The 22,199-nt window shown below is 58.6% G+C and carries 23 protein-coding genes; 6 read left to right on the plus strand and 17 right to left on the minus strand.

Annotated features, from left to right (window positions below; translation table 11 throughout):
- Positions 1–217: 217 nt before the first annotated feature.
- The gene (locus IT444_06550; protein ID MCC7192428.1) at positions 218–1,096 is read left to right on the plus strand and encodes a sugar phosphate isomerase/epimerase; all 879 of its coding nucleotides are present in this window, start codon (positions 218–220) and stop codon (positions 1,094–1,096) included.
- Positions 1,097–1,270: 174 nt separating this feature from the next.
- Here the strand turns inward: IT444_06550 and IT444_06555 are convergent, their stop codons facing one another.
- Entirely contained in the window at positions 1,271–1,984 is a 714-nt protein-coding gene (locus IT444_06555) for a cobalamin-dependent protein (protein ID MCC7192429.1), read from the minus strand.
- Between the two features lie 587 nt (positions 1,985–2,571).
- On the opposite strand from IT444_06555, the gene IT444_06560 reads away from it, so the two are divergent.
- Together IT444_06560 and ubiE are read left to right on the plus strand one after the other, a co-directional pair.
- The gene (locus IT444_06560; protein ID MCC7192430.1) at positions 2,572–3,426 is read left to right on the plus strand and encodes a M48 family metalloprotease; all 855 of its coding nucleotides are present in this window, start codon (positions 2,572–2,574) and stop codon (positions 3,424–3,426) included.
- Positions 3,427–3,571: 145 nt separating this feature from the next.
- Positions 3,572–4,372, plus strand: a complete 801-nt coding sequence (gene ubiE, locus IT444_06565) for a bifunctional demethylmenaquinone methyltransferase/2-methoxy-6-polyprenyl-1,4-benzoquinol methylase UbiE (GenBank protein MCC7192431.1) — start codon at positions 3,572–3,574, stop codon at positions 4,370–4,372.
- Positions 4,373–4,397: 25 nt separating this feature from the next.
- Here the strand turns inward: ubiE and IT444_06570 are convergent, their stop codons facing one another.
- The 3 genes from IT444_06570 to IT444_06580 form a co-directional block, all read right to left on the minus strand.
- Positions 4,398–4,928, minus strand: a complete 531-nt coding sequence (locus tag IT444_06570) for a hypothetical protein (GenBank protein ID MCC7192432.1) — start codon at positions 4,926–4,928, stop codon at positions 4,398–4,400.
- A gap of 83 nt (positions 4,929–5,011) precedes the next feature.
- Entirely contained in the window at positions 5,012–5,740 is a 729-nt protein-coding gene (locus IT444_06575; protein ID MCC7192433.1) for a phytanoyl-CoA dioxygenase family protein, read from the minus strand.
- 86 nt (positions 5,741–5,826) lie between these two features.
- On the minus strand, positions 5,827–6,597 hold the full coding sequence (locus IT444_06580; protein MCC7192434.1) for a phytanoyl-CoA dioxygenase family protein: 771 nt from the start codon (positions 6,595–6,597) through the stop codon (positions 5,827–5,829).
- Between the two features lie 167 nt (positions 6,598–6,764).
- Here IT444_06580 and IT444_06585 point away from each other — a divergent pair, with 167 nt between their 5' ends.
- Together IT444_06585 and IT444_06590 are read left to right on the plus strand one after the other, a co-directional pair.
- Complete coding sequence (locus IT444_06585; protein ID MCC7192435.1) at positions 6,765–7,850, plus strand: sugar kinase; 1,086 nt, start codon at positions 6,765–6,767, stop codon at positions 7,848–7,850.
- Positions 7,851–7,883: 33 nt separating this feature from the next.
- Complete coding sequence (locus tag IT444_06590; GenBank protein ID MCC7192436.1) at positions 7,884–8,474, plus strand: SGNH/GDSL hydrolase family protein; 591 nt, start codon at positions 7,884–7,886, stop codon at positions 8,472–8,474.
- On the opposite strand, the gene IT444_06595 is transcribed toward IT444_06590, so the two are convergent.
- Together IT444_06595 and IT444_06600 are read right to left on the minus strand one after the other, a co-directional pair.
- Complete coding sequence (locus tag IT444_06595) at positions 8,475–9,599, minus strand: lipid A deacylase LpxR family protein (protein ID MCC7192437.1); 1,125 nt, start codon at positions 9,597–9,599, stop codon at positions 8,475–8,477.
- A 145-nt stretch (positions 9,600–9,744) separates the two neighbouring features.
- Positions 9,745–10,383 carry a hypothetical protein gene (locus tag IT444_06600; protein ID MCC7192438.1) on the minus strand — a complete coding sequence of 213 codons (639 nt, stop codon included), beginning with the start codon at positions 10,381–10,383 and terminating at the stop codon, positions 9,745–9,747.
- A 498-nt stretch (positions 10,384–10,881) separates the two neighbouring features.
- Here IT444_06600 and mutT point away from each other — a divergent pair, with 498 nt between their 5' ends.
- Positions 10,882–11,316: an 8-oxo-dGTP diphosphatase MutT gene (gene mutT / locus IT444_06605; GenBank protein MCC7192439.1), complete on the plus strand. Its 435-nt coding sequence runs from the start codon at positions 10,882–10,884 to the stop codon at positions 11,314–11,316.
- Positions 11,317–11,378: 62 nt separating this feature from the next.
- On the opposite strand, the gene IT444_06610 is transcribed toward mutT, so the two are convergent.
- The 11 genes from IT444_06610 to IT444_06660 form a co-directional block, all read right to left on the minus strand.
- Entirely contained in the window at positions 11,379–12,173 is a 795-nt protein-coding gene (locus IT444_06610) for an SDR family oxidoreductase (protein MCC7192440.1), read from the minus strand.
- A gap of 57 nt (positions 12,174–12,230) precedes the next feature.
- Positions 12,231–13,223 (minus strand): Gfo/Idh/MocA family oxidoreductase, encoded by a 993-nt coding sequence (locus tag IT444_06615; GenBank protein MCC7192441.1) that lies wholly within the window; start codon positions 13,221–13,223, stop codon positions 12,231–12,233.
- A gap of 1 nt (position 13,224) precedes the next feature.
- Positions 13,225–14,046, minus strand: a complete 822-nt coding sequence (locus tag IT444_06620) for a hypothetical protein (GenBank protein MCC7192442.1) — start codon at positions 14,044–14,046, stop codon at positions 13,225–13,227.
- Between the two features lie 48 nt (positions 14,047–14,094).
- The gene (locus tag IT444_06625; protein ID MCC7192443.1) at positions 14,095–14,562 is read right to left on the minus strand and encodes a RidA family protein; all 468 of its coding nucleotides are present in this window, start codon (positions 14,560–14,562) and stop codon (positions 14,095–14,097) included.
- 23 nt (positions 14,563–14,585) lie between these two features.
- Positions 14,586–15,452: an SDR family oxidoreductase gene (locus tag IT444_06630; protein MCC7192444.1), complete on the minus strand. Its 867-nt coding sequence runs from the start codon at positions 15,450–15,452 to the stop codon at positions 14,586–14,588.
- Between the two features lie 127 nt (positions 15,453–15,579).
- Positions 15,580–16,773 (minus strand): amidohydrolase family protein, encoded by a 1,194-nt coding sequence (locus IT444_06635; GenBank protein MCC7192445.1) that lies wholly within the window; start codon positions 16,771–16,773, stop codon positions 15,580–15,582.
- A 2-nt stretch (positions 16,774–16,775) separates the two neighbouring features.
- Positions 16,776–17,726 carry a dihydrodipicolinate synthase family protein gene (locus IT444_06640; protein ID MCC7192446.1) on the minus strand — a complete coding sequence of 317 codons (951 nt, stop codon included), beginning with the start codon at positions 17,724–17,726 and terminating at the stop codon, positions 16,776–16,778.
- 21 nt (positions 17,727–17,747) lie between these two features.
- Complete coding sequence (locus IT444_06645; protein ID MCC7192447.1) at positions 17,748–18,599, minus strand: amidohydrolase family protein; 852 nt, start codon at positions 18,597–18,599, stop codon at positions 17,748–17,750.
- A 50-nt stretch (positions 18,600–18,649) separates the two neighbouring features.
- Complete coding sequence (locus IT444_06650; protein MCC7192448.1) at positions 18,650–19,564, minus strand: dihydrodipicolinate synthase family protein; 915 nt, start codon at positions 19,562–19,564, stop codon at positions 18,650–18,652.
- 20 nt (positions 19,565–19,584) lie between these two features.
- Entirely contained in the window at positions 19,585–20,688 is a 1,104-nt protein-coding gene (locus IT444_06655) for an alanine racemase (GenBank protein MCC7192449.1), read from the minus strand.
- Between the two features lie 87 nt (positions 20,689–20,775).
- Positions 20,776–22,083 (minus strand): hypothetical protein, encoded by a 1,308-nt coding sequence (locus tag IT444_06660; protein MCC7192450.1) that lies wholly within the window; start codon positions 22,081–22,083, stop codon positions 20,776–20,778.
- Positions 22,084–22,199 lie beyond the last annotated feature (116 nt).

The raw sequence follows: 22,199 nt of genomic DNA on the forward strand, positions 1-22,199 counted from the left end.
TCAGCTTCTTGCGTGGAGTGAAGCTCGATTCCGACGGAGTTCTGTGTGGTGAATGGGCGGGGAAAAATCGCAATGCCCCGCCATTCGGATAGTTCTCATTCGGACATCAACAGTAGGGCGACCATGCCGTAACAAATCGCGGCAGAGTTCGTCTCGCTCACACGCGCATTTTCCAGTAACCTACCGACTCTGATTCGCTTTGGAGATTTGCCAGCCTATGGCCATCAAGCTCGCATTCAGTACTGTTGCCTGCCCCGAATGGACACTCGAAGAAGTCGCCCGCAAAGCGCAGGAGATGGGTTACGCAGGCGTTGAACTCCGCACGCTCGGTGCTGGCTCAACTGCGTTGGCGTCCGATCCGGCTCTGACCAATCCAGCCAAAGCAGCGGGTATCTTCAAAGCGACAGGCATTGAACCTGTCTGCCTCAGCACCTCGATCGCACTCAATCATAAGAGTGAGTCCGACGCCCGTGCCGCAGCATGGGAAGCGCAGGAAGCGATTCAACTCGCCGCTGCGATTGGCTGCTCATTCGTGCGATTGTTCGGCTACGAAGTCAAGCCAGGCGATAGCCGTCAAAGTGCGATGCAGACGATCGCCCATTACGTCGGCACCCTGCTCGATCAAGCCGGCCGCCTGGGTGTGCAGGTGCTTCTCGAAAACGGCGGGAGTTTCAACAAAGCCAAGGAATGGTGGTGGCTGTTCAACATCGTGGATAATCCGATGCTCGGACTCTGCTGGAACGTCGCCAACGCCGCTGCGGGTGGTGAGCCGCCGAGCGTCTCAGTCCCGACGCTCAATCAGCGCATTCGACTTGCGAAAGTAAAAGACACGCTCGTCGGCGAAGGCAGCGGCTTCGTCCCGCTTGGTGAAGGCACCGTCGGCGTGCAACACTTCGTCCGTCGGCTCATCGGCATCGGCTACGATGGCTATATCACTGTTGAATGGGATCGCCTTTGGCTGCCCAGCCTGGCACCGGCGGAGGAATATCTGCCTGACGCCAAGAAGCGGCTTGATGACATGATCAAGCAGTTTTCCAACGCGAAGGACACGCTTCAACCCAAGCCCAATGGCCCGACGGTAGCCAAAGCGCGGTAACGGCTGAGTATGGGCGCGGCAGCAGGATTGCATCTCAAATAAAAAACGCCGGTCGTCCTTGACCGGCGTCTCTTTGCGACTCGTTGGGTGTCCGCCCCTGCGAACCGCGACTGATGCTGAAATTTTCAGAATCGGATGGTTACGTGCGACGGATGGCGGCGCAGCGGAGAAATCTCACGCTGCTTCAGTCTGCTTCATCGTTCGGCGTTTACGGCCAACCGTGCGCTGATCCTGTCCCATCCGTTGAGTGGGATTTTCACCCAGCGATTGAACCAATTCTTCGGGGTCGGTGGCCCAGAGGTCCGCGCCGATTTCTTCCGCCAGTCCGTCGGCTCGGTTGAACACGCCGCCTCCCACCGCGATCTGGAGTTTGGGGCACACGCCGATTTCATGCAGACGATCGATGAGCAGCCGCGTGAAGGGCACGGTGCTGGGAATCACGCCGAAGATGACCAATGCATCAGTCTGTGTTTCGCCGAGCTGTGCGACGATTTCATCGTTGGCTACCGCTCCTCCGACGAAGAGCACTTCGTAGCCGTCAGCTTCGAGCAGATCGCAGGTGATCTGTGCGCCGATCTCCTCGCTCTCCTCCGGTCCGCAGACCACCATGACTTTCTTGTTGCGGCGATCTTTCTGTTCGAGGCGGATCTGCATCTGGTCCGCCAGCGAGCGGAGCAGCCGCGTCGCATAGTGGTGCGCCAAGTCGCTGAGCTGATCGTGCTTGTAGAGAGACTGGATATGTTCGAGTGTCGGCCAGAAGAGTTTGATGAGAATCTGATCGGCTGCGCAGTCTGCCTGGAGAAGTTCATCGACAATAGCGCGGGCGGCAGGACGGTTACCAGCGATGAGGGCGGTGAAGAAACGTTCGATGAGCACGTCGCGTCGCATAGGTGGCTCCAAGAGTCCCCGCTCCGATTTTGGAGTCAGGGGCGACGCGGGTTCCGGCTTCCTTGCTAGGCCCCGCTAATTTTTAGTTGTTCGACCGGGCAAATCCGCTTCCCGATCCGGCCGACGACTTTCGCCGACTCGTACTGAACACCCAAGTCATCGAATATCAGGCTAAAAAATCTTCACTAAATAACGCAAATTATCTAGATTAACATTTGGGAATCAAATACAAATCGTTGTAAACAACTATAAAATATACTCTTGCATTATTTAAGAAAAACATTCTCGTTAACCAAAAATCGTGATGGATTTTGAGATATGGAGGGCTTTACTGCTCTCGACGCACTCTCGAACGCATGCGGCTGGGTGACTTTATGCACTCATGGTTTTGTCCCGTATGCAGCGGGAAATGTCTCGACTCAGGTTCGCGTTGATCGCGTCGATGACGTGGGTGAGTCACGAGCATCATGAGTGCGTTGCTCGCGTTACTCTCTTAAGGTTGTGACAATCGTGCTCAGGTCGCTGCTTCAAACTAGAATCTCGGAGACATTGAGGTCTTTGGTACGCAACAGTTGGGGGTTACATCCATGACACGCCGCATTCTTCTTTCATTGGGTCTTGCGCTGACACTGCTGGTATCCGCCTGCACGACGAATCCAGCGACGGGCGAGAAAAACTTCAACATGCTCGGTCAGGCAGAAGAAATCCAGATGGGTAATAAGATCCAGCCGGAGTTTCTCGCCAGCTATGGCGGCGAAATCCCTTCGCCTGAAATACGAAACTATGTGAGCAGCCTGGGACAGCGGCTGGCTGCGGTGAGTGAGCGGCCTGACCTGCCTTGGGAGTTTCACGTTGTGGACTCCTCAGTGATCAACGCGTTCGCTTTGCCGGGCGGCAAGGTGTTTATGTCACGTGCCCTGATGGAAAAAATGACCAACGAAGCACAACTGGCCGGTGTCCTTGGACACGAAGTCGGACACGTGACCGCGCAGCACATCGGCCAGCAAATGTCACAACAGACAGCACTTCAGGTTGGCCTGGCTGTACTTGGCGCAGCCGGCGGGCAAAGCGCGTACATGCAGGCGCTGGGTGTCGGCGCACAGGCGGGAGGTTCGCTATACCTGCTGAAATTCGGACGCGATCAGGAATCACAGGCTGATGAACTCGGCGTGCGTTACATGTCCAAGTTGGGATTTAATCCCAAGGCTCAGGTCGAAGTCATGCAGATTCTCAAAGCTGCATCCGGGAAAGGCGGCAGCACGCCGGAAATGCTCTCGACGCACCCGCTGCCATCGACGCGCATCGACAGGCTTAATGCGTTGATCAAGCGGACGTATCCCGATGCCGACGCCCCCGGAAAGTACACTTATGGCGAAGCGAGCTTCCAGCCGATTCGCGCAGCCCTCTCCAAGCTGCCTCCTCCGAAACACACCGGCAAGTAAACGCAGGACGACCATGATTGCCGACATCTTCCGCTGATGGTCGGCGAGGAAAATCAATCGTATGTCGAGGTGGCCTGGCTGCTCGCAGCCGGTGAAATCGGCATGCTTCGATCATCGCTGGCCAGCCCTGTGCTACGATGCCCCGATGCCCGCTTCACCCTCCAGTCCGCGCGCCGCGTGGGACGATCAAAATCTATCCAATCCGCATCTCGTGGCGGACAAGGCGCGTCGTGTCGAGGCGATGTTTGCTGCGATCGCCCCCAGCTATGACCTGAACAATCGAGTGCATTCACTGGGGCGGGATCAGGCTTGGCGCCGAGCTGCGGTGAAACTCGCGGAACTCCAAAAGACCGATCGTGTTGTGGATGTCGCCTGCGGTACGGGAGATTTGTCGCTCGCTTTTGCATCGCGGCTGCGGCAGGAGAATCCGACCCCTGCGCCAGTGCTCGGCATTGACTTCACCTTTGCCATGCTTCCCATCGCGGTGCGGAAAGCAAGCCAGACGGATTCCACCGGCAGGGGGCCGGCCGCTGCGGCGCTCTTCGGCTGTGGTGATGCGATGTCGCTTCCGTTGTCCGATGCGTGTTGTGATGTGGTGTCGATCGCCTTTGGTATTCGTAACGTCGCTGACCCCGCGCGGGCGATGCGGGAGTTTTATCGGGTGCTGCGTCCGGGTGGCCGGGTGATCGTTCTTGAGTTCAGTTTGCCGACGAATCCCCTGACGCGCGGCGTGTACAACTTTTATTTCAAGCACATCATGCCGCGAACTGCGACATGGATCGCACGGGACAAGAGCGGCGCCTACCGCTACCTGCCGCAGAGCGTGAACACCTTCATCGGTCGTGAGACGATGGTGACGCTGATGACCCAAGCCGGCTTCACCGATCCAGTGGTCAAGCCTCTGACAATGGGGATTGCGGTTATCTATCGCGGAACTAAGCCGTAAATCTGCCGCAGTTCTCCGTTGACGGTTACGAGGCTGGCTGTGTCGTGGCGGGGATGTTGTTGGTACTTGCCGGCACACCGATACCGTGCTCATACACCAGCTCACCGCCCAGGTGTCCTGTGAGGGTTACCCAGCCTGCGGCGGATAGACTCACCACGAGGGCGATGACCACAAATGTCCCGCGCCACACTGGCCGGTTGATGGCAGTCAGGCCGACCGCCAGCATCGAACCTGCGAGAAACAACCACGCTTTCTTGCCCATGTCCTCATGTTTTTCAAGAGTCGCATCGGCCTCCGCGCTCAGCGTGGTGCGCTGCGTGGAAAAATCCTCAGCGGCTTCTCCCGATCTGCCGGCCATGAATCCGCTCACGGCACCCAACAGATAAAGCACCAGTGCGATGGTGCGTAACGTGCTGGATCGGCCGCGTGTCAACGCCAACGCGACCACCAGCACAAATCCCAGCAGTGCGATGGCAATGGGCATGTGGACGATCGCTGCGTGCAGTCGTGAGGGGTTGTTCAGGGAGTCGCTGAGTGAGCAGAGTAGTACGTTCATGGCGGTTTTGGATCCCTGGGTGATGAATCATGCAGTTCGATATCCCGTGACAATTCACGGCACGTAACGTGGTAAGCCCTGCGCTATTCCAGCGGGTGGGCGATATTGAGAATGAAGGTGCGGCGAGGTACATCCGTGTCGTTAGGCGCGGTGTAGTGCAGCGTCTTGGGTGAGTGAATGGTGCAGCCGCCCGCCGGAATCGGACCGGCTACCGCCAGACGCGGGTCCACTTCGTCTGTTTCGAGTGTGTAGTTGTTGGGATTGTGACCGGCGGGGAAGTGCGGCCTGAGGTTGCTCAGGTGGCTGTACGGAATGAACTGCATGCAGCCGCTCTCCACGGTCGCCTTTTGCAGCGGCATCCAGAAGTTGCAGCCAAACCGCAGGATATTCGGGTCTTTGGACGTTCTCATCGGATAAGCCAGGTCTTGATGCCAAGGCGTCGCTCGGCCATTGTGCGGCGGTTTGAGAATCGCGTGATTCCACGTGTTGCGAACCCCTTCGCCCAGCAACTGCTCAGCGACGTGCATCGCGTTGCGGTAATAGAGCGTCTCCGCAAGACGCGGCTCAAGCTGGATCGGATTATTGATCTGCGGGCTGCGCAGCTTTCCCTTGTGACCAATCTCTTCACCCAGATCGACGGTGAGGTCTTTGGGTAACTGTTCGTAGCGGTCGAACAAGCCATCGAGCAGTTCGCGGATCAACTCGACATCTTCGGGTGTGGTGATCGATTCGAGGACGAGAAATCCTTCGCGGTGATACTTCACGATCTGCTGTGGTGTCAGGTGAACGGTCGGCTTTGTCTGCGTCATCATATTTTTCGATCCATTTGGCCGGATTTGCCGGCGTAAAAAAATTGGCGGATGGAACTTCCAGACTCGCGGGAACATCCGTGCGGGTCTTACCAACCGCCGGCGACTGACTTTTGCTCTGAGGTCGTCCAGGTATTTTCCACGGGCATGGAAAAGTTGAGTATCCAGGCCCGGCGAGGTTTGTCGGTGTTGTTCGGAGCGGTGTAGTGGAGCGTCTTGCCGTGCTGGATGGTCGCTCCGCCCGGCTTGAGCGGACACACCACGACGGCGCGCGGGTCGATCGGCGGCCAGACTTCCAGTGTGTGGACCTTTGGATCGCCGCCGACCGGTCGATGCGGCAGGAGATTTCCCCAGTGGCTGAACGGGATGAACTGCATGCAGCCGTTTTCCGGAGTCGCTTCCTGTAGCGGGATCCAGAAATTGGCGTTATAGGCGATGTGATTCGGGTTGCGACCGTACGCCAGGTCCTGATGCCAAGGCACGGCTTTACCCATGCGGGGTGGTTTGTAAATCGCATGATCGAAGCTGAAAACCGCTTCCGGCCCCAGAATCTGCCGGGCAATGGCGCGAGCGTTGCGAAATACCTGCGTCTCCAGCAGACGCGGCTCGAAGCGCGTTGCGACGTTGATCTGCGGCGTCACCTGCGTCCCGTCGTGGTTCTTTTGGCCACCCAGATCAAACGCCAGGTCAGGCGGCAGATCACGGAATCGCGCAAAGAGTCCGTCGAGCAGCTCCTGTACCTGTGCCAGATCGTCGAGGGTCGCCAGCCGCTCGACCGCGATAAATCCCTGATGGAAAAAGTGCGATACCTCCGCAGCGGAAAGCACAGGCGGTTCCATGATGGTTGTGTTGGCGGTCAAGGTCTTCCTCTCATGCGAGCAAAATGATCGATTCAGACTTGTGTGATGTTATACCCGTCTGGTTTGTTTGTCTTGCATCTGGCTGAGGTCTTGCACGGCTTTGACAGCGCAGCAAACGCCCAACAGAATGGCTGGCCCTAAAGCCCTGTAACTCAGGAGGAGTCCGCATGCCGTTGAAGATTCGTTCCGTCTCCGATACTCAGCTCGATCTGGTTGCCCTCGGCGAGTGCATGATTCGCCTCAGTCCGCCCGGCCATGGACGCATCGAGTTCGCCAACATGCTCGAAGTCTGGGTTGGCGGCGGCGAATACAACGTCGCTTATGCTCTTTCCCGGCTCGGTCTGCGCACCGGATGGGTCGGCGGTCTGGTGGATAATCCCGTGGGTTCGATCGTTCTCAATCACGCTCGTTCCGCGGGAGTGGATGTCGGCCACGTCGTCAACATGAAATACGATGGCGTCGGCCGCGAAGCGCGGATCGGCCTCAACTTCACCGAAGTCGGAACGGGCGTGCGCGCATCGGTCACGATGTATGACCGGGGCCACTCGGCCACCAGCAAGATGCAGCCCGGACAGGTCGATTGGAACAATCTGTTCAACAAGCGGGGCGTTCGCTGGTTTCACACCGGCGGAATTATGGCTTCGCTCTCGGCTTCGACGCGGCAGGTCGTGGCCGAGGCGGTCAAGGCTGCCCACGAGGCGGGCACCATCGTCTCCTACGATCTCAATTTCCGATCCAAACTCTGGTCGAGCAAGGATGCCATCGCGACTACCAAGCCGCTGATTCCCTACGTGGACTGCCTCATCGGTAACGAGGAGGATTTTCACAAGGTGCTCGGCTACGAAGCCCAGGGCGTCAATGTCGAAAAGAATGAGCTTGACACCAGGGCGTTCAAAAAAATGGTTGAACGTGTCGTCAAGGATTATCCCAATATCAAAGTCGTCGGCACGACGATCCGCGGCGTCAAGTCGGGACTCATCAACGACTGGTCGGCCATCATGTGGCATGAGGGCACGTTCTATGACGGTATCCAGTTCGACGGACTGGAGATCGAAGACCGTGTAGGCGGCGGTGACGGATTCGCCAGCGGATTCACTTACGGATTCCTCACCGGTATGACGCCGCAGGATTGCGTCAACACCGGCGTCGCCCACGGCGCGCTGCTCATGACCACACGCGGCGACACGAGCCAGATCACCTTGAGCGAGTTGAAACACGTCGCTGCGGGCGGGTCGGCAAGAATTCAACGCTAAGAAAACAACCAGACTCCATAAAGGATTTTTCAGATGCCGCATCAAGTAACACTCCTGGGTGATTCGATCCGCATGGGATATACCGAGAACGTCCGTGCGGAGCTGGGTGATTTTGCCGAGGTGTTTTCGCCGACCGCCAACGGCGGTACGAGCCGAAATGTGCTGCTGACGCTCGACTCCTGCGTATTGTCTCGTCAGCCCAAGCCTGATCTGGTCCACGTCAACTGCGGTCTGCATGACATCATGCGCTCACGCTCCGCGGGTGGAATTCTCAACGTGCCTCAGGAGGAGTATGAGCTAAACGTCCTCCAGATTTTGAACTCCATTCGCCAGCAGACAGGTGCGAAAGTGATCTGGGCGACCATCACGCCGGTGAATGAACAGCGGCACAGCCTGCGAAAGGGGTTTGAACGGTTCGAGCGGGATTTGGACGCCTATAACGAGTCGGGTCTTCGTGCGGCTCGTGCAGCCAAGGTGGAGGTCAACGATCTCTACAACGTGGTGATGCGTGCCGGACGCGACCGTCTGCTGACGGAGGACGGCGTCCACTTCCAGCCGGAAGGCTCCGCGATTCTGGGGCGAGCTGTCGCCCAGGCTGTGCGTGCCGCACTCGGCGGGGCGTGATTAAAACGGCCAGGACATGGTCAGCATTGCTGCGCCGATGGAGTCGGTGCCGTGCTGACCGTGGAACTGCTTAGACATGTATGTCTGGGAATAGGTGGCCTCGATGACCGCCTGATTCCAGTGATATTGCACCGCGATGCCGCCTTGAACCTCGCCGGTCGCGTTGATCAGATCCACGCCGTGACTGTGGGTCCAGTTGGCACCTTCGAGAAAAATGTCGTGCTCGACGTATTTGCCGCTGACACGGGCGAATGCATACGCGCCCAGCCCGCACACTTTTCGCTTGCCCGTCATGGTCGCCAGGTCCGCCAGTCGCGCCGGGCCAAAGTCGTCGGGCAGGTTGAATCCCAGACGTACGAGCACACCGCCTTCGAGATTGCGATAGGTGGTTCCCAGCGCGACGCCGACCGCTGGAATTGCCTGGAAATTAAGCCCCTGCGGGCTGTGGCGGATTGTGCCGTCAGGCGCCTGGAGAGTGTCAATGAGCTTCCATTTTTTTCGGAGGTAGAACTGGACCTCGAATTCATTGGCACTCTGATTTTGCCAGCCGCGTGCTTCGTCGATGTTTCGCAATTCATGCACGGCTTCCTGCGCATCCTCCGCCAGCGATGCGCGGCCGGTCAGCCCGATTTCCGCTCGAAAATGATCGAGGGTGAAACTGTCTGCCCGCTGGAAGTACACGGAGCCAAAGAGATAGCCGCCGTAGGGCCAGTCATCCGCGATGAGATTGACCGCCTGAATATCGGTAGGGGTAAACATAAGCTGCCCGATGATTCCGCCGACTCCGTACTCCGCTCCGCCGCGCTGGGCAGCCTGCGCCGCAAACTGTTCATGAAACGGCATCCAGTCGGCGAGGTCTGACGCGAAAGCGGGTTTCCCAGCCGCACCGATCGCAACGCCGTTGGTGTAGTGGCGATCGGTTTTGTGATTAGGTTTGAAAAAAGTGCCGTCGTTCTCCCAGAAAATCTGAATCACCGGCACGTCGATCCGCGGCGAGTCGAGGTTGCAATCAGCGAATTTCTCATCGCACGTCAGCGTAGTTTCGGATTGCGGCTGGTTTGAATTTTCCGCGCGGGCCAGACAGGTCGCCATTAACAGGACGATGATCCACCAGTGCGTTTTCATGGAAGTCCCTTTGAGAAGGAGGAAATGTAACAGATAGGAGGTTTGCAGCCGACGGCAAAAGGCAACGGATGCGAAGAAATGTTGAAAGCTGCCGACTCAGACGGAAAGAGATGGCACAGCAGAGGGCAGACAATCGACGAAGCGATCAGGCGGCGATAGCGGCGAGGCTGGAGCTTGGCCGCGGCCTGCTGCTGGTATCCGTCCGAGCCATGAGCCATAGCCGATTGGTGTCAGCTTCGAGATCGTCCTGATTTTGCTCGAACCAGTTGAGCAGATCAGCAAACCGCACTGCATGACGGAAATCCTGATCTTCCGCAAGAAGGAAGATGATGAAGGCTGAACACAGTGCTCGCTCCTGCCGGGTACGGTCCACTCCCAGAGCCGGAGAACGAAAGAGACCATCCTCGCCCTGCATTGACGCCAGAGCAGCCAGCGCGTGGTCATAGGCCGCGTGGACGGGTTCACCAGCCGCGCCGGGCTGCTCCGCCCGAAGTCGTCCGAACGCACTAACGACCGCCGCGGTGGCGAGTGGATCCTGGCTGTACGAGCCATCGGGCTGCTGATCCTTGAGCAGGTGTGCGGTTAACTCGCGGCTAAGACCGGTCGGGCCATAGGTCAACTCGATGACCCGGCGTAACGCCATCGCAACCGCGGAGGCATTGGCCTGTCCGAGTCGAATCCGCAAGGGCAGAGGCAATTCCAAGCCGTTGGCGGACAATGCATCGAGAAGGGAGTCGAGGTGATTGGCTTGAAAGTGACGCTGGATCAGGTTGATGCTGAGCATGGAAAAGCTCCTTGAAATCAGCCCGCATCGGGCTGGAAGATCAGTCCCTTGACCGGGATTAGGCTCACATACCTAATTATAACCTAACATCGGATCAGAGTCAACAAAATTGTTCAGATTTTGTTTGGTATCCGAGGCAAGCGTGGGCGGCGTGTTTGGTTGATTGGGAGGTGCAGGTAGAAAAAGGCCTCCGCCACAGGGCTCCGATCCTGTGGGCGGAGGCGCGCCACGGCTAACAAAGTTAGCCAAGATCAACCGAGAATGGCATTGCGAGACACCATCGTATCGGTCTTCCTTGTCCGGTTCAACGCTGACAACAAAACATTTGTTGATTCGTGCAAACTCTTGTATTTTATGAAGTTGAATGGATAACCAGGCAGGAGTTGCCAAAAAATTTTCTACAGATTTTGACTCGATGCCGAGACGGCTGGCTGTCACATCCAGCAACAGCGTGACTTCACGGAGATGAGGCTGTCGCCTTTGACGGAAAAGCAATCAATGGCCAAGCGGGTAGATGTAGCAGTGGGAGTATTGGTCGAGCGAGGCGATGACGGCTGGCGCGTTTTTATCACTCGCCGACCGGACCACGTCGTCTATGCGGGCTATTGGGAGCTGCCCGGAGGAAAAATCGAACCCGGAGAGTCGCCCCGTGATTGTCTGCGGCGAGAGTTTCGTGAAGAAGTCGATCTGGATATCGAGGTGGGCGCTGAGCTGTCCGTGATCGAGCATCACTATCCGCACGCTCATGTTCGACTGCATCCGTTTTTCTGTCGTTGCGTTGACGGCCAGCCGCGCAATCTTCAGGTGACAGAGCATCGCTGGGTGCGGTTGGCGGAGTTGGAAAATTATCAGTTCCCCGAAGCGAACATGACTCTCATGGCCGAGGTACGCGCCGCGCTGGCGTCACCTCAGAGCGACCAGCGAGTCAGGTGAGCTGGGCGATCGCACCGCACGCGCGGCTTTGTTCCGCGATGTTTGCGCAAAGCCGGAATCGATCACCACGAGGTCCAGCCGCCATCGACCAGCAGATTTTGTCCCGTGACGTAGCTGCTGGCGTCGCTGGCGAAAAAGAGCAATGCCCCCTTAAGCTCGTGCGGCTCACCCATTCGGCCCATGGGACTTTTGCCTTCGAGTCGGCGGACCATCTCCGGCGAACATTTCGGACGGTTGGGAAATGGGCCGGGGCTGAGGCAGTTCACGCGGACCTGATCTTTTGCCCAATAGACACCCAGATGCCGGGTCATGTGAACGATGCCGCCTTTGAGTGTGTGGTAAGCGACGGGACTGGCGGCACAGACTCCCGCGTAAGCATCGGGGTATGAACCGACGACGCCGTACATCGACCCGATCATGATGATGCTCGCCGGTACTTTCCGCGCGACCGCATGGTCGTGCAGCAGTCGAGCGAGTTGAAAATATCCGGTGGCGTTGACGAGTTGACGGGAAAACTCGGCGGGTGTGACGTTGGTCAAATCCTTGCCGAGTGCCTCGTGGCCGTTGTTAACCAGAATGTCGATCTTGCCTGTGGCTGCCAGCGCATCGGCGAAACCGCTGGCGGCACTCGTTTCGTCCATGTGATCCAACGACACGGAATGATGTTTCTGGCCTTTGGGTGTCGGCAGGCCGGCCGCAACTCCGCGCGATTTCTCAAGATCACGACTGCTGGTGATCACGGACGCTCCCGCCTCCGCCAGTGCCGCGCCGAACGCGCTGCCCAGATAACCCGTGGCTCCGGTGAGCAGCGCGGTCTTGCCGGTTAGATCGAAGAGTTGCTGGATGGTGGGGGGCATGAGTGGCTCAATTCGATATGCGGATGCGCTGCGTCATCAGCACGGGAGGAGGAAAAATTAAATCGTCCGTAACGCGCCTTCGTCGCTGGACCTCAGCGCAGCAAGGTTGACCCGGAGCGTCTGTTCACCCTCGTCGAGCGTACACGAAACATCACCCTTGCCTTCGATGGCATCAAGGAAGGCATGGGCTTGATCCACGTAGAGCGTGTCACGTTCGAGTTGGCCGAACTCCTCGACTGTCCACGGCTCGTTGATCTGTGTCGTCCATTTCCAGCGGTTGCTGTGCGCTTCAAATCGTGCGGAGCCGCGTTCGCAATTCACCGTAATCGACACTTCGTTGTGATACTGGTACTGGTTGAAGGTGTAGCTCGCCATCACTCGACCGTGGCGGGCAATCAGGTGCACGTTGTCCTCGACGGTGACGCCGTCGAGTGCCTGATGCTCTGCGTCGCAGGCGAGTCGATCGATCGGCCCGACGATCCACTCGCAGGCGTTGATCAGATGCGTCAGCCCGTCCTGTATCCCGCCGCCACCCGTTCGGTGGTCCTTGTAGTAAATCTCCCGGTAGGCCGGCCGGAAAAACGGAAAGTGCTGGCCGGCGACGACCACGATGTCCAACGGCTTGCCAAACTTCCCCGAAAGGATGGCATTGCGCATCGCACGCAGGGCCTTGAATGCACGGTAGGTGTAGGCCACCCCGACCTTCACACCCATTTTGGCCACCAGCGATTTAAGCTCCGCGATGCCCTCCAGACTCGTGCTCAAGGGTTTCTCGATCAACACGTGCAGTCCGCATTCGACGGCTTTGGCGGTCATCGGAATATGCAGTTGCGCCGGTGTGGCGATCAACGCGGCTGTGAAGCCTGTCGTCAACGCTTCATCGAAACTGGCAAAGGCGTGTCGAAGCTGATAACGATCGGAGACAGTCCGACACAGGTCGGCGTTCGGCTCAACGATGCCAACCTCGCAGCGCCGTGTCGCCAGGAAGCACCGCGTGTGCCTCTCGCCGATCGACCCGACGCCTACGATCACGACACGATGTCCAGCCATCTCACTTCTCCAGATAGCTCTTGGCGTGTGTATCGAACTGGTTGTTGAAGGTAAAGCCAAGCTTGGAGAAGTCAGCCTGAATCTGCTTCATGCTGTTGAGGACCCAGACGATGTCGCCGCCATGACAGATGAACTTGGCTCCCATATCCATGAGCTGCCGGGACCGCTCCGGGGTGCCGCACGGAGTGCCCCAGTATTTTTTGTGCTTTGCCGCCGCCGCACCGATCTTTTCCAGTGCTTTTTGGATTTTGATATTTCCAAAATCGCCGGGGAAGCCGCCCAGAACCGAGAAGTCCGCCTGCCCCAGCAGCAGCACGTCAACGCCGGGAACGGCTGCGATCTCCTCCACCCGTTCCAAGGCCTTGTTGTCCTCGATCTGAATGACGATCCAGTTTTCCTCGTTAGCCATCTTGACGTACTCGGGCATGGTCATGGCGAGGTAAGGGGCATCAGGATTCGCGCCGTCAAAGCCGCGCTCACCCATCGGGGCGAACTTCGCCCACCGGACAACCTCAGCCGCCTCTTCAGGCCCGCTGCAACGCGGATACATCACGCCGTGTGCGCCGGATTCAAGCATCCTGCCCATCCGCATGAACTCGCCCTTGGCGGGACGAACCATGATGTCAGTCCGACCGACACGGGACGCACGCATCAGGTTGTTCGCGGTCTCGACGGTGTAGGCGTGATGTTCCAGATCCATCCAGATGCCGTCGAATCCCATCAGCCCCGCCAGCTCAAATACCGACGGATCCAGCAGGTGCAGACAGGTGATGAGCACCGGTTCATTTTTCTTTATTTTGGCACGGACGACGGAATGACGCATGAGAAAATCCTTAAGGTTAAGAGGGTGGTGTGCCCCGGATATTCGTGTTTAGTTTTTAATCTTCAGAATCATTTCCACTTCAACGCTCACCCCCAGCGGAAGCTGGCCCATCCCCAGCGCGGTTCGGGCGTGGCGGCCCGGTTGACCGAGCACTTCACGAATGAGATTGGTCGCCCCGTTGATGACGACATGGCAATCGGTGAAAGAGGGATCCGCGTTCACATACCCGGTGATGCGCAGCACGCGGTCCACCCGGTCGAGCGTGCCGAGGTATTTACGCGCCACCCGCAGCAGGTTGGCGGCACAAAGGGCTGCGGCCTTGCTCGCATCTTCGACGCTCACTTTGGACGGCACCTTGCCGACGTACTTGAGATCCTCACCATCAAAGGGCACCTGACCGGAGAGATACATCGTGTCACCATCCACCGACAGAGGCTCGATGATGCCGCCGGGGGTGTATTTCACTTTGTCGAGCGGATATCCGAGTGATTCCAGTTTCGCATCGCGATGACTCATCGTTGATTCCTCAAGGTTAAATGTTATGGCTTGGGTTGATAGCTTGTCTCGATCGGGCCGGGTTTACCGTTGATCGTATTTCGGTATCGCTTCATGAACTGCATGCGGGGTACCTGTTCCGCGAGGACGCCGCCATCCATCACGATATGCTGGCCGGTGGTGTATGACCCGGCCCCGGAAGCCAGATATACCACCGCGCCGACGCACTCTTCGACCTTGCCGAAGCGTCGCTCCAGCGGGATGTGCTCGTAGTAGTACTTCACGAAACTTTGCACATCGATCTCGAAGTCACCGCCGATCTCCGTCTCGATGATGCCCGGCGCGATCGTGTTAACTGTGATGCCATGCTCGCCCAGCTCGATGGCCAGACTCTGCGTGAGCAGTTCGAGCGCGCCCTTTGATGCGTTGTAATGCGAAAGGCCGGCTTCGGCGACCAGACCATTTTTGGAAGAGACGTTGATGACTCGGCCTTTGATCCCCGCCGCGATCATCTGTTCGCTGATTCTCTGTGTGAGAAAAAAGGGAGCTTCGAGATTGACGCTCATCACTCGGCGGAAGTGTTCGATGCTGATTTCATTGACCCGTTCGAGGTAAGCCATGCCCGCGTTGTTGACGAGGATGTCGATCTTGTCGCACGCCTTCCAGACGCGGTCAGCCAGAGCGTGAAGCTCGTCGATCTTTCCGAGGTCCTGCTGAAAAATCCAGGCCTTGCGACTCAACTGTCGGATTTGTGCGGCGATTTCTTCCGCCTGCGTCTGGGCGGAGTGATACACGATCGCCACATCCGCGCCGTGCTCCGCCAGACCCAGTGCGATGCCGCGACCGATGCCGCGACTGCCGCCGGTAACCAGTGCCGTCTTGCCGGATAGATCAAATCGGTTGGTGCTCATGAGAAGTAATAGCGTAGTGGATTTAACGGGGATTCGTAAGGAGGAGGATAGTCGCGGCAAGCCGAGGAACTAAAACCAAGTACGTATAACGTGCGGGATATCCGGGCGAGATTCCTCTGGCTGGCGGTTAAAGCACGATCTCCGCATATGCGGAAACATCCGTGACCTCGCGGCCGCGACGCCAGACTCGCTTGATCGTGAGGTTGGCATCCCACATCACCAGGTCCGCGTCCCGACCGACCGCGATTTGGCCGATTCGATTCTCGACGCCGATTGATGCAGCAGGATTCAGCGTGACGGTACGGATCGCCTCGGCAGGCGGAAGTCCCGTGAACTTCACAAAATTACGGAAGTGGTCCGGCAGCAGCAGGGCACTGCCGGTCAGGTGGTGTTTGTCGGTTCGGCCGACACCGCCTTTTTTGTAGAACGGCCTGCCGTCGTCCCACGTGTAGGGACCATCGGGCATTCCCGCGCGAGGTACGCAATCGGTGACCAGACAGATGCCGCTCACCCCTTTGGCGCGGAGCAGTAACCGCACGTACACCGGGTGTACGTGCGAGCCGTCGCAGATCAGGTGCATGAAGCGCACGCGGTCATCCGTCATCGCGACGTGTTCGATCGTCGGACGCTGCACGCCCGGCTCGATCTGGCCTCCGCCGTAGTTGTTGTTGAAGGAATGCCCGCAGACCGTGGTGCCCGCCTCGATGCACGCGAGGACGCGGTCAGCCGACGCTTCCGAGTGCGCCATTGATACCGTTTTCCCGGCCTGCCTGAGCATCTTCACCGCTGCTGCGTCACCTTCCACGCCCGGTGAGACGTTGATCATCGTCAGTGGCCCACCGAGTTCCTCGATCACACGGCGAACATGGTCGGGTGTCGGCGGTAACGCATTCTCACGCAGACTCGCTCCGGTGAGATCGGGATCCTGAAACGGCCCTTCGAGGTAATAGCCCAGCGTGGTGGCGGCGTCGTGTCCCGCGTAGGTCATCGCGCGGGTGATGTTTTCCGTGATGCGCACCATGCCCGACCAAGGAAGAGTCCCCGAACAGAACTGACAACTCGTCACACCCAGCCGCAGGTACGCTCGCGCGATGTCGAGCGGATCATCGCGCAAGATGCTCTTGTCAAATCCGCCGAGCACCATCAGGTCGATCAAGCCCGGCGAGACAGCGGAACCGTTCAGATCAATTTTCGCTGCCGGACCGGTATATCGTCCTCGGCCGACCGACGCGATTTCTTCACCGTCGATCACGACATGACCGGCAAAGGAGGAACCGTCGCCGGTCCAGAGCAACGCATTGTCCAGGACTGAGGTCGTCATGGTTACGCCAGGTGTGCGGGCAGGAGCATGGGTGTGTTTTTTCGACACCAGGCGATGACCTGACGGACGTGCTTTTCGGTGCCGCTGCGATAGGGTGACTGGCAGCGCAGGCCGACATCTCCGCCGCCGGCGACGCGCTGGATGCGGTCAATCGCCGAGTCCCAGAGTCCGTCCTTGCTCACCATCGGGACCAATGCTTCATAGAGGAAACGGTGCATCGCATCGGCCAGAGGTTTGGCCTCTTTGAGGCGACCTGCTGCACAGAGCTGGTAAAGCTCGACAACCTTTGCCACGTTGAAACCGGTGACGGAGCAGTAGCCGCCCGTACCGCCCGCCGGGATACGCTGGAAAAAGTCCTCACCGCCAAAGACCGCCAGATCAGGCGAAAGTTTGAGAATTTTCTTGAGCGTCGGCAGATCGCATCCTGTGTCCTTGGTGCCGATCACCGTTTTCTGCTCTGCGGTGACTTCACCGAGCAGCTCAGGGGACATCTTTCTTTTTGACCGGCTGGTCAAGTACAGAATAATCGGCGTCTTACCCGCTTCGTCGGCGATCCCACGGATAAAGCTCTTGACCTCATCGTCCTTCAATTCCAGCCAGAAGGGCAGCGCGATCTGAATCGCATCAGCACCGTTGCGCAACGCGATGCGGATGCGCTGCCTTGCGACGCGGGTACTCATCGCAGTGGCGCCAATCTGCACCGGCAAGCCGACATCGTGGCCGTGTTCGCAGGTGATTTCAGTGATGCGGGTGAAGGTGTCGTCGTCCTGCGCGTACCACTCGCCGGTGGTGCCGCCGGTGTAAATCCCGCTGACTCCCGTGCCGCCGTAGGAACGGACTTCTTTGATGTATCGCCGCGCATCGAGCTGGTCATTCTGCGTCCAGGGGACGATCAGCGCGCACCAGACGCCGCGGAGGTTTTGACGAGTGAGTTTTTTGATCGGTTTGGGCATGTTGGGGTTTCCCGGACGGGTCTATTTGAGATTCAGGAGACTCATTGAGTCGCGGTATATCATCGCGTCGATCTGTCGGGTGTCGAGTCGCGGCAGAGCGGTTCCTTCGAGCATCTTGTTGAGGTTGTGCAGACCGTCAATGGTCGAGTTGACCGTGGTGAACGGGTAGTCAGTGCCGAAGAGTACCTTGTGCCACACGCCGTATTCCTGCACCAGCATCAGAGATTGGTAGAGCTGGAATGGCCGGTAGTGCAGCGCGCTGATGTCAGCGTAAACATTGTCGTGTTTGCGGATCGTGACGATGCACTCGCCCTCGTAAGGATGGCCCAGGTGAGCGAGGATGATTTTCACATCGGGAAAACGTGATGCGACCGCATCGAGGTGTCGCGGGAGCGTGCAGTCGAGCGGAGCCTGCGCGATGAATGTCGTTCCGGTGTGGAGCAGCACGGGCAGATTGTTTCGAGCGGCGTAACGCCAGAGCGGATCGAGCCGTGCGTCATGCGGATAGAAACCTGCGTACATCGGCAGCAGCTTGATGCCGCGCATTCCCAGCTCTTCGTGACCGTGACGCATTTCCGCCAGCCAGCCGTCCTGCGTCGGATCCACCGAGAGAAACGGTATGAGGTTCTTTGAGTCCTGCGTGCAATATCTGGCAACGAAGCGGTCATCGACCCACAAGCCGCTTAAACGAGCCTTGCCCCCGAAAACCACGGTCTTGACACCCGGCCTCGACTTGGCGCGGTAGTCGCCCAGTGAGATGCGAAGGTCAAGTTTCACATCCGCTCTGCCTCGCACCGCCTGTTGACGAAAATCGTCCGACATGTCATCGGGAAATTGCCAGGCGTGGGAATGAACATCAAGAATGACGGGCATTGAAGTTTCCTGCGATCCCTTACGGAAAAGATCAACTCGATGGCACGGACCTACACGTTTTCCACAGCTTCGATCATCAGATCAAACAGGCGATCGACCTCAGCACGGGTCTCCGCATCCATGTGATAGCCGACCGGCCCGCGCACGATGGTGTTCTTGAACACGCCTTGCTTCACCAGCAGGTACTTTTCGACAGCCAGGAAAGCGTCGAGGCTTTTCTGCTGGTCCACCAGGCACGCCAGCGGTTGCCAGATCGCGTAGGCGCGATCCCACTTGCCGATTTCCAGTGCATGCCAGAGCGGGACGATGGCTCGGAGCAGATCCGCGCCGGGCATGGTGCCGACAATTCCGCGACGGTAGCTGTCCACCAGTGCGATGCCGCCGGTGCCCTCGAATACGCGGGCCTTACCCTTGGTGGCGTCACGCAACTCGGAAAGCTTCGGGCCGATCGGTGTCGCTTCCGGCTTGTATTGCACACGGGTCGGGCCGTACTCCGCGAGGAGTTTCGCCTGAAGGCCGATGGACATGGGTTTGCCGACGTAGCCGCTGGCGTCCTGCACGATGACCGGTATGCGGATGGCTTCAATGATTCGTCGGTAATACGCCAGCAGCTCGCTTTCACCGATGCCGATCGACACAGGCGGGATCGCCATGACCGCATCGGCGCCGACAGCCTGCGCTTGTTTTGCATAGCGTTCCGCCAGCTTGCTGCTCTCCGCTCCGACGCTGATGACCACGACGCCGCGCTTGCGTCCGAATCGGCACGCCAGTTCGGCGAGCTGTTCACGCTCCTCGCTGGAGAGCCGCAGGATTTCCGACACCATCGCCATGACGATGCCGTCAGCACCGAGGTCATAGATCCACTCGATTTCCTTTTCGAGCGTGGTCGCGTCGATCGACTCATCTTTTTTGTATGGCGTCTGAAAAACAGGCAGAACGCCCTGAAGCTCACGTTTCTTAGCCATGGTTGAGTTTCACCGCAAAATCAGGAAAGCAATCCGCGTGCGTCGATGGGTAGTTTTTCGAGCTTGCCGTCCTCACGGCGAAGCCACGCGGAGTTGTGAAGATTGACGCAGGGGCAGACGTGGTTGGGCACGATCTGAACACGGTCGCCGAGCTTCGGTCTCCGGGTGTAAGCGGAGAGGTCCATCTCGCCGTGCTCCTCGCTCAGACGGGTGAGCTTGGCGAGGGGGTACTCGACGACCAGACCGTGACCGCCGGTCTTTGCGTCTGTCGCGAGCGGGTCCATCGTCAAGGTCTTGTTGCCCGCATCCACGATGACTTTGTCAGGCACCGCGTCGCTCATCACGGTCGCAATGATGCGAGCGGCACAGTCATCGAGCGTACACCAGTTCCCCGCCAGACAATTCCGGTCGTAATAGATGTAGGTGCCGGGCCGTATTTCTGTCTGGGCCGGTACGTGATGCGATTCAAAGGCGGTGGGCGTCGATCCGCCGGTGACGATACGCGCTTCGAGTCCGTGCTTTTTCCAGAGGTCTATCGCGGACTGGATGAACCGGTTCACCTCGCCGAGCTTAGTCACCATGTCCGCCGGCGGTCCCCAGATGTGTCCGACGTAAAACATGATGCCGTCGAGTCGCGCTCCCTTGAGTCGGGAAATATGCTGCGCCAGCGCGAGCGACTGCTCGATGGTCTGCACACCCGTCCGGTGCATGCCCACGTCGATGTCCGCGAGCATGCCGACAGTGACACCGATTTTGTCGGCTGCGGATGCGATGTTGTCCGCCGCCAGGGTCGAGTCGAGACTCACGCGGACTGAGTGCGCCTTTGCCAGTTCAGCGATACGGCCCGTGCGGAAGGGGTCGAGCGCGGGATAGGCCAGCAACAGATCGCCGCCGGTCACGGCCATGACTTCAGCCTCGCCGACTTTCGCCACCGTCAGGCCGACCGCTCCGGCGTCCAGTTGCGCCTTGGCCATGCGGATTGATTTATGCGTCTTGGTATGCGGGCGGATGCCGATCAGATGTTTGCGGCCGTAATCAGCGAGCCTCGCGATGTTGCGTTTGACGGCAACTTCGTCAATGACCAAAGCAGGAGTCGGAATGTCGTAGGGAATGGTGGCTGACATAAGCTGCCCGTGGTTAAGCACGATGAGCATAGCGGTTGCGGATAGGCCGTGCCAGATTTGCGGGAGATTGAAGCTGATCGGGTAATTTCACCGGCTGTTGCGGCGATCGATGATCGTCGATGCCAGCAGCAGGGGGCCGTATGCACCGCCGAGCATCAGCAACATGAGGATTACTTTGCTGAACGTCGTCACCTCAGCCGTGACGCCCAGCGTCAGACTCGTCGAGGTACAGGCAGCCACGGCTTCAGTGAGCAATGATCGGAACGGATAAGGCTCGAAAAGACAGAGCATGAACAGGCCGGCGGCAACGAGCAGCGCAAACCACAGGATGACAGCCGTCGCGCAACGGATTGCTGTTTCCGAAATCAAGGAGGCCTTGCCGCGTGTGGTGCGGCAGGTGTGGGAGACGACAGCCGCGAACGCCAGCGGAGTCACTCCCGCCAGGATCATGAGCAGGATCAACGCCAGCCATGCTGCGGGTTCGAGTTGCTCCAGAGGGATCGCGGCCAGGCCGACGTTCTGGGCGGAAATGGTCAGCAGGCTGGCGTCGGCAACCGTGGCGGAGACGGCTGAAAAAGTCAGCGGTCCTGCGTGGGGCATGTTCGATGCGATGCCGAGTTTGAGTGATTGATAAAAATAAGGAGCAATCCGGGCGCTGACGATCGCCAGCGTTCCCGCCACGTAAATCAACGCTGTCACACCAATCGCTGCACGAGCGTAGCCGTCGAGTCGTTTACGATGCCGCAACGCGCAAGCGATACGGCGAAGAATCGGATAACCCAACACGCTGATGAGAATGAGCGGAGACACGACAGCGTGCATTGCCCAGCCGTAGCGATACGCATCGAGCGAGTGATAGGAAAACCAGAACCCCGCGTGATAGACGGCATCCACCGCGAGAGTCTGACTCAACAGAATCCGCTCGACGCCTTCCACGTCACGCCACATGGGAACTATCAGCGCAGCTCCGACCAGATGGAGGATGAACAACAGCAGGGTGGTGCGCCAGGCGATCCGGCTGCGGCTGATGCGTTGCACATGATCAGCCGTCACGTCCGCTTCGTCGTTGAGGAGTTCTTCGATGATCCACGCAGCCATGACCATCATGGACGTTCCGCCGATCATCGTTAGCACCAGCACGACCTGACAGCCCAGCGGCGTCAGGGTCGATGCAGGCTCCGCAATCGACAGACCGTTGGCGGTGAGCGCGCTCAGGGCCAGAAAGAGGGCTTCGACAACGGAAAGAGGCGGCCCCGGCTGATGACACATCGGTTGTCGCAGCAGAGCTGCGGCAAACAGAGCGAGTATCACCAAACTGCTGCAAACCGTCTGGATCAGCGTTGGCAGCGGTGTAGCGGACTGCAAGGGTGATGGTTGGGAATCCCGACGACTCACGCTGCGATGTTAACGGGAAACGAGCATGACGGCGGATGAGAGGGCAGGTAACGCGTACAAAGAGGTTGTTGATTTTGCACGGTTCGGTCTGCTGACCCTTGGCTCCGCGGTCGATC

It is taken from the genome of Phycisphaeraceae bacterium (genome assembly GCA_020851465.1).
Taxonomy (GTDB): Bacteria; Planctomycetota; Phycisphaerae; order Phycisphaerales; family Phycisphaeraceae; genus JADZCR01.

Coding starts and splice junctions, on each gene's coding strand:
- IT444_06585 (MCC7192435.1), top strand. CDS start 6,765: ATGCCGTTGAAGATTCGTTCCGTCTCCGATACTCAGCTCGATCTGGTT.
- IT444_06555 (MCC7192429.1), bottom strand. CDS start 1,984: ATGCGACGCGACGTGCTCATCGAACGTTTCTTCACCGCCCTCATCGCT.
- IT444_06560 (MCC7192430.1), top strand. CDS start 2,572: ATGACACGCCGCATTCTTCTTTCATTGGGTCTTGCGCTGACACTGCTG.
- IT444_06550 (MCC7192428.1), top strand. CDS start 218: ATGGCCATCAAGCTCGCATTCAGTACTGTTGCCTGCCCCGAATGGACA.
- mutT (MCC7192439.1), top strand. CDS start 10,882: ATGGCCAAGCGGGTAGATGTAGCAGTGGGAGTATTGGTCGAGCGAGGC.
- IT444_06625 (MCC7192443.1), bottom strand. CDS start 14,562: ATGAGTCATCGCGATGCGAAACTGGAATCACTCGGATATCCGCTCGAC.
- IT444_06640 (MCC7192446.1), bottom strand. CDS start 17,726: ATGCCCAAACCGATCAAAAAACTCACTCGTCAAAACCTCCGCGGCGTC.
- ubiE (MCC7192431.1), top strand. CDS start 3,572: ATGCCCGCTTCACCCTCCAGTCCGCGCGCCGCGTGGGACGATCAAAAT.
- IT444_06595 (MCC7192437.1), bottom strand. CDS start 9,599: ATGAAAACGCACTGGTGGATCATCGTCCTGTTAATGGCGACCTGTCTG.
- IT444_06635 (MCC7192445.1), bottom strand. CDS start 16,773: ATGACGACCTCAGTCCTGGACAATGCGTTGCTCTGGACCGGCGACGGT.
- IT444_06655 (MCC7192449.1), bottom strand. CDS start 20,688: ATGTCAGCCACCATTCCCTACGACATTCCGACTCCTGCTTTGGTCATT.
- IT444_06610 (MCC7192440.1), bottom strand. CDS start 12,173: ATGCCCCCCACCATCCAGCAACTCTTCGATCTAACCGGCAAGACCGCG.
- IT444_06620 (MCC7192442.1), bottom strand. CDS start 14,046: ATGCGTCATTCCGTCGTCCGTGCCAAAATAAAGAAAAATGAACCGGTG.
- IT444_06615 (MCC7192441.1), bottom strand. CDS start 13,223: ATGGCTGGACATCGTGTCGTGATCGTAGGCGTCGGGTCGATCGGCGAG.
- IT444_06630 (MCC7192444.1), bottom strand. CDS start 15,452: ATGAGCACCAACCGATTTGATCTATCCGGCAAGACGGCACTGGTTACC.
- IT444_06590 (MCC7192436.1), top strand. CDS start 7,884: ATGCCGCATCAAGTAACACTCCTGGGTGATTCGATCCGCATGGGATAT.
- IT444_06575 (MCC7192433.1), bottom strand. CDS start 5,740: ATGATGACGCAGACAAAGCCGACCGTTCACCTGACACCACAGCAGATC.
- IT444_06645 (MCC7192447.1), bottom strand. CDS start 18,599: ATGCCCGTCATTCTTGATGTTCATTCCCACGCCTGGCAATTTCCCGAT.
- IT444_06650 (MCC7192448.1), bottom strand. CDS start 19,564: ATGGCTAAGAAACGTGAGCTTCAGGGCGTTCTGCCTGTTTTTCAGACG.
- IT444_06570 (MCC7192432.1), bottom strand. CDS start 4,928: ATGAACGTACTACTCTGCTCACTCAGCGACTCCCTGAACAACCCCTCA.
- IT444_06600 (MCC7192438.1), bottom strand. CDS start 10,383: ATGCTCAGCATCAACCTGATCCAGCGTCACTTTCAAGCCAATCACCTC.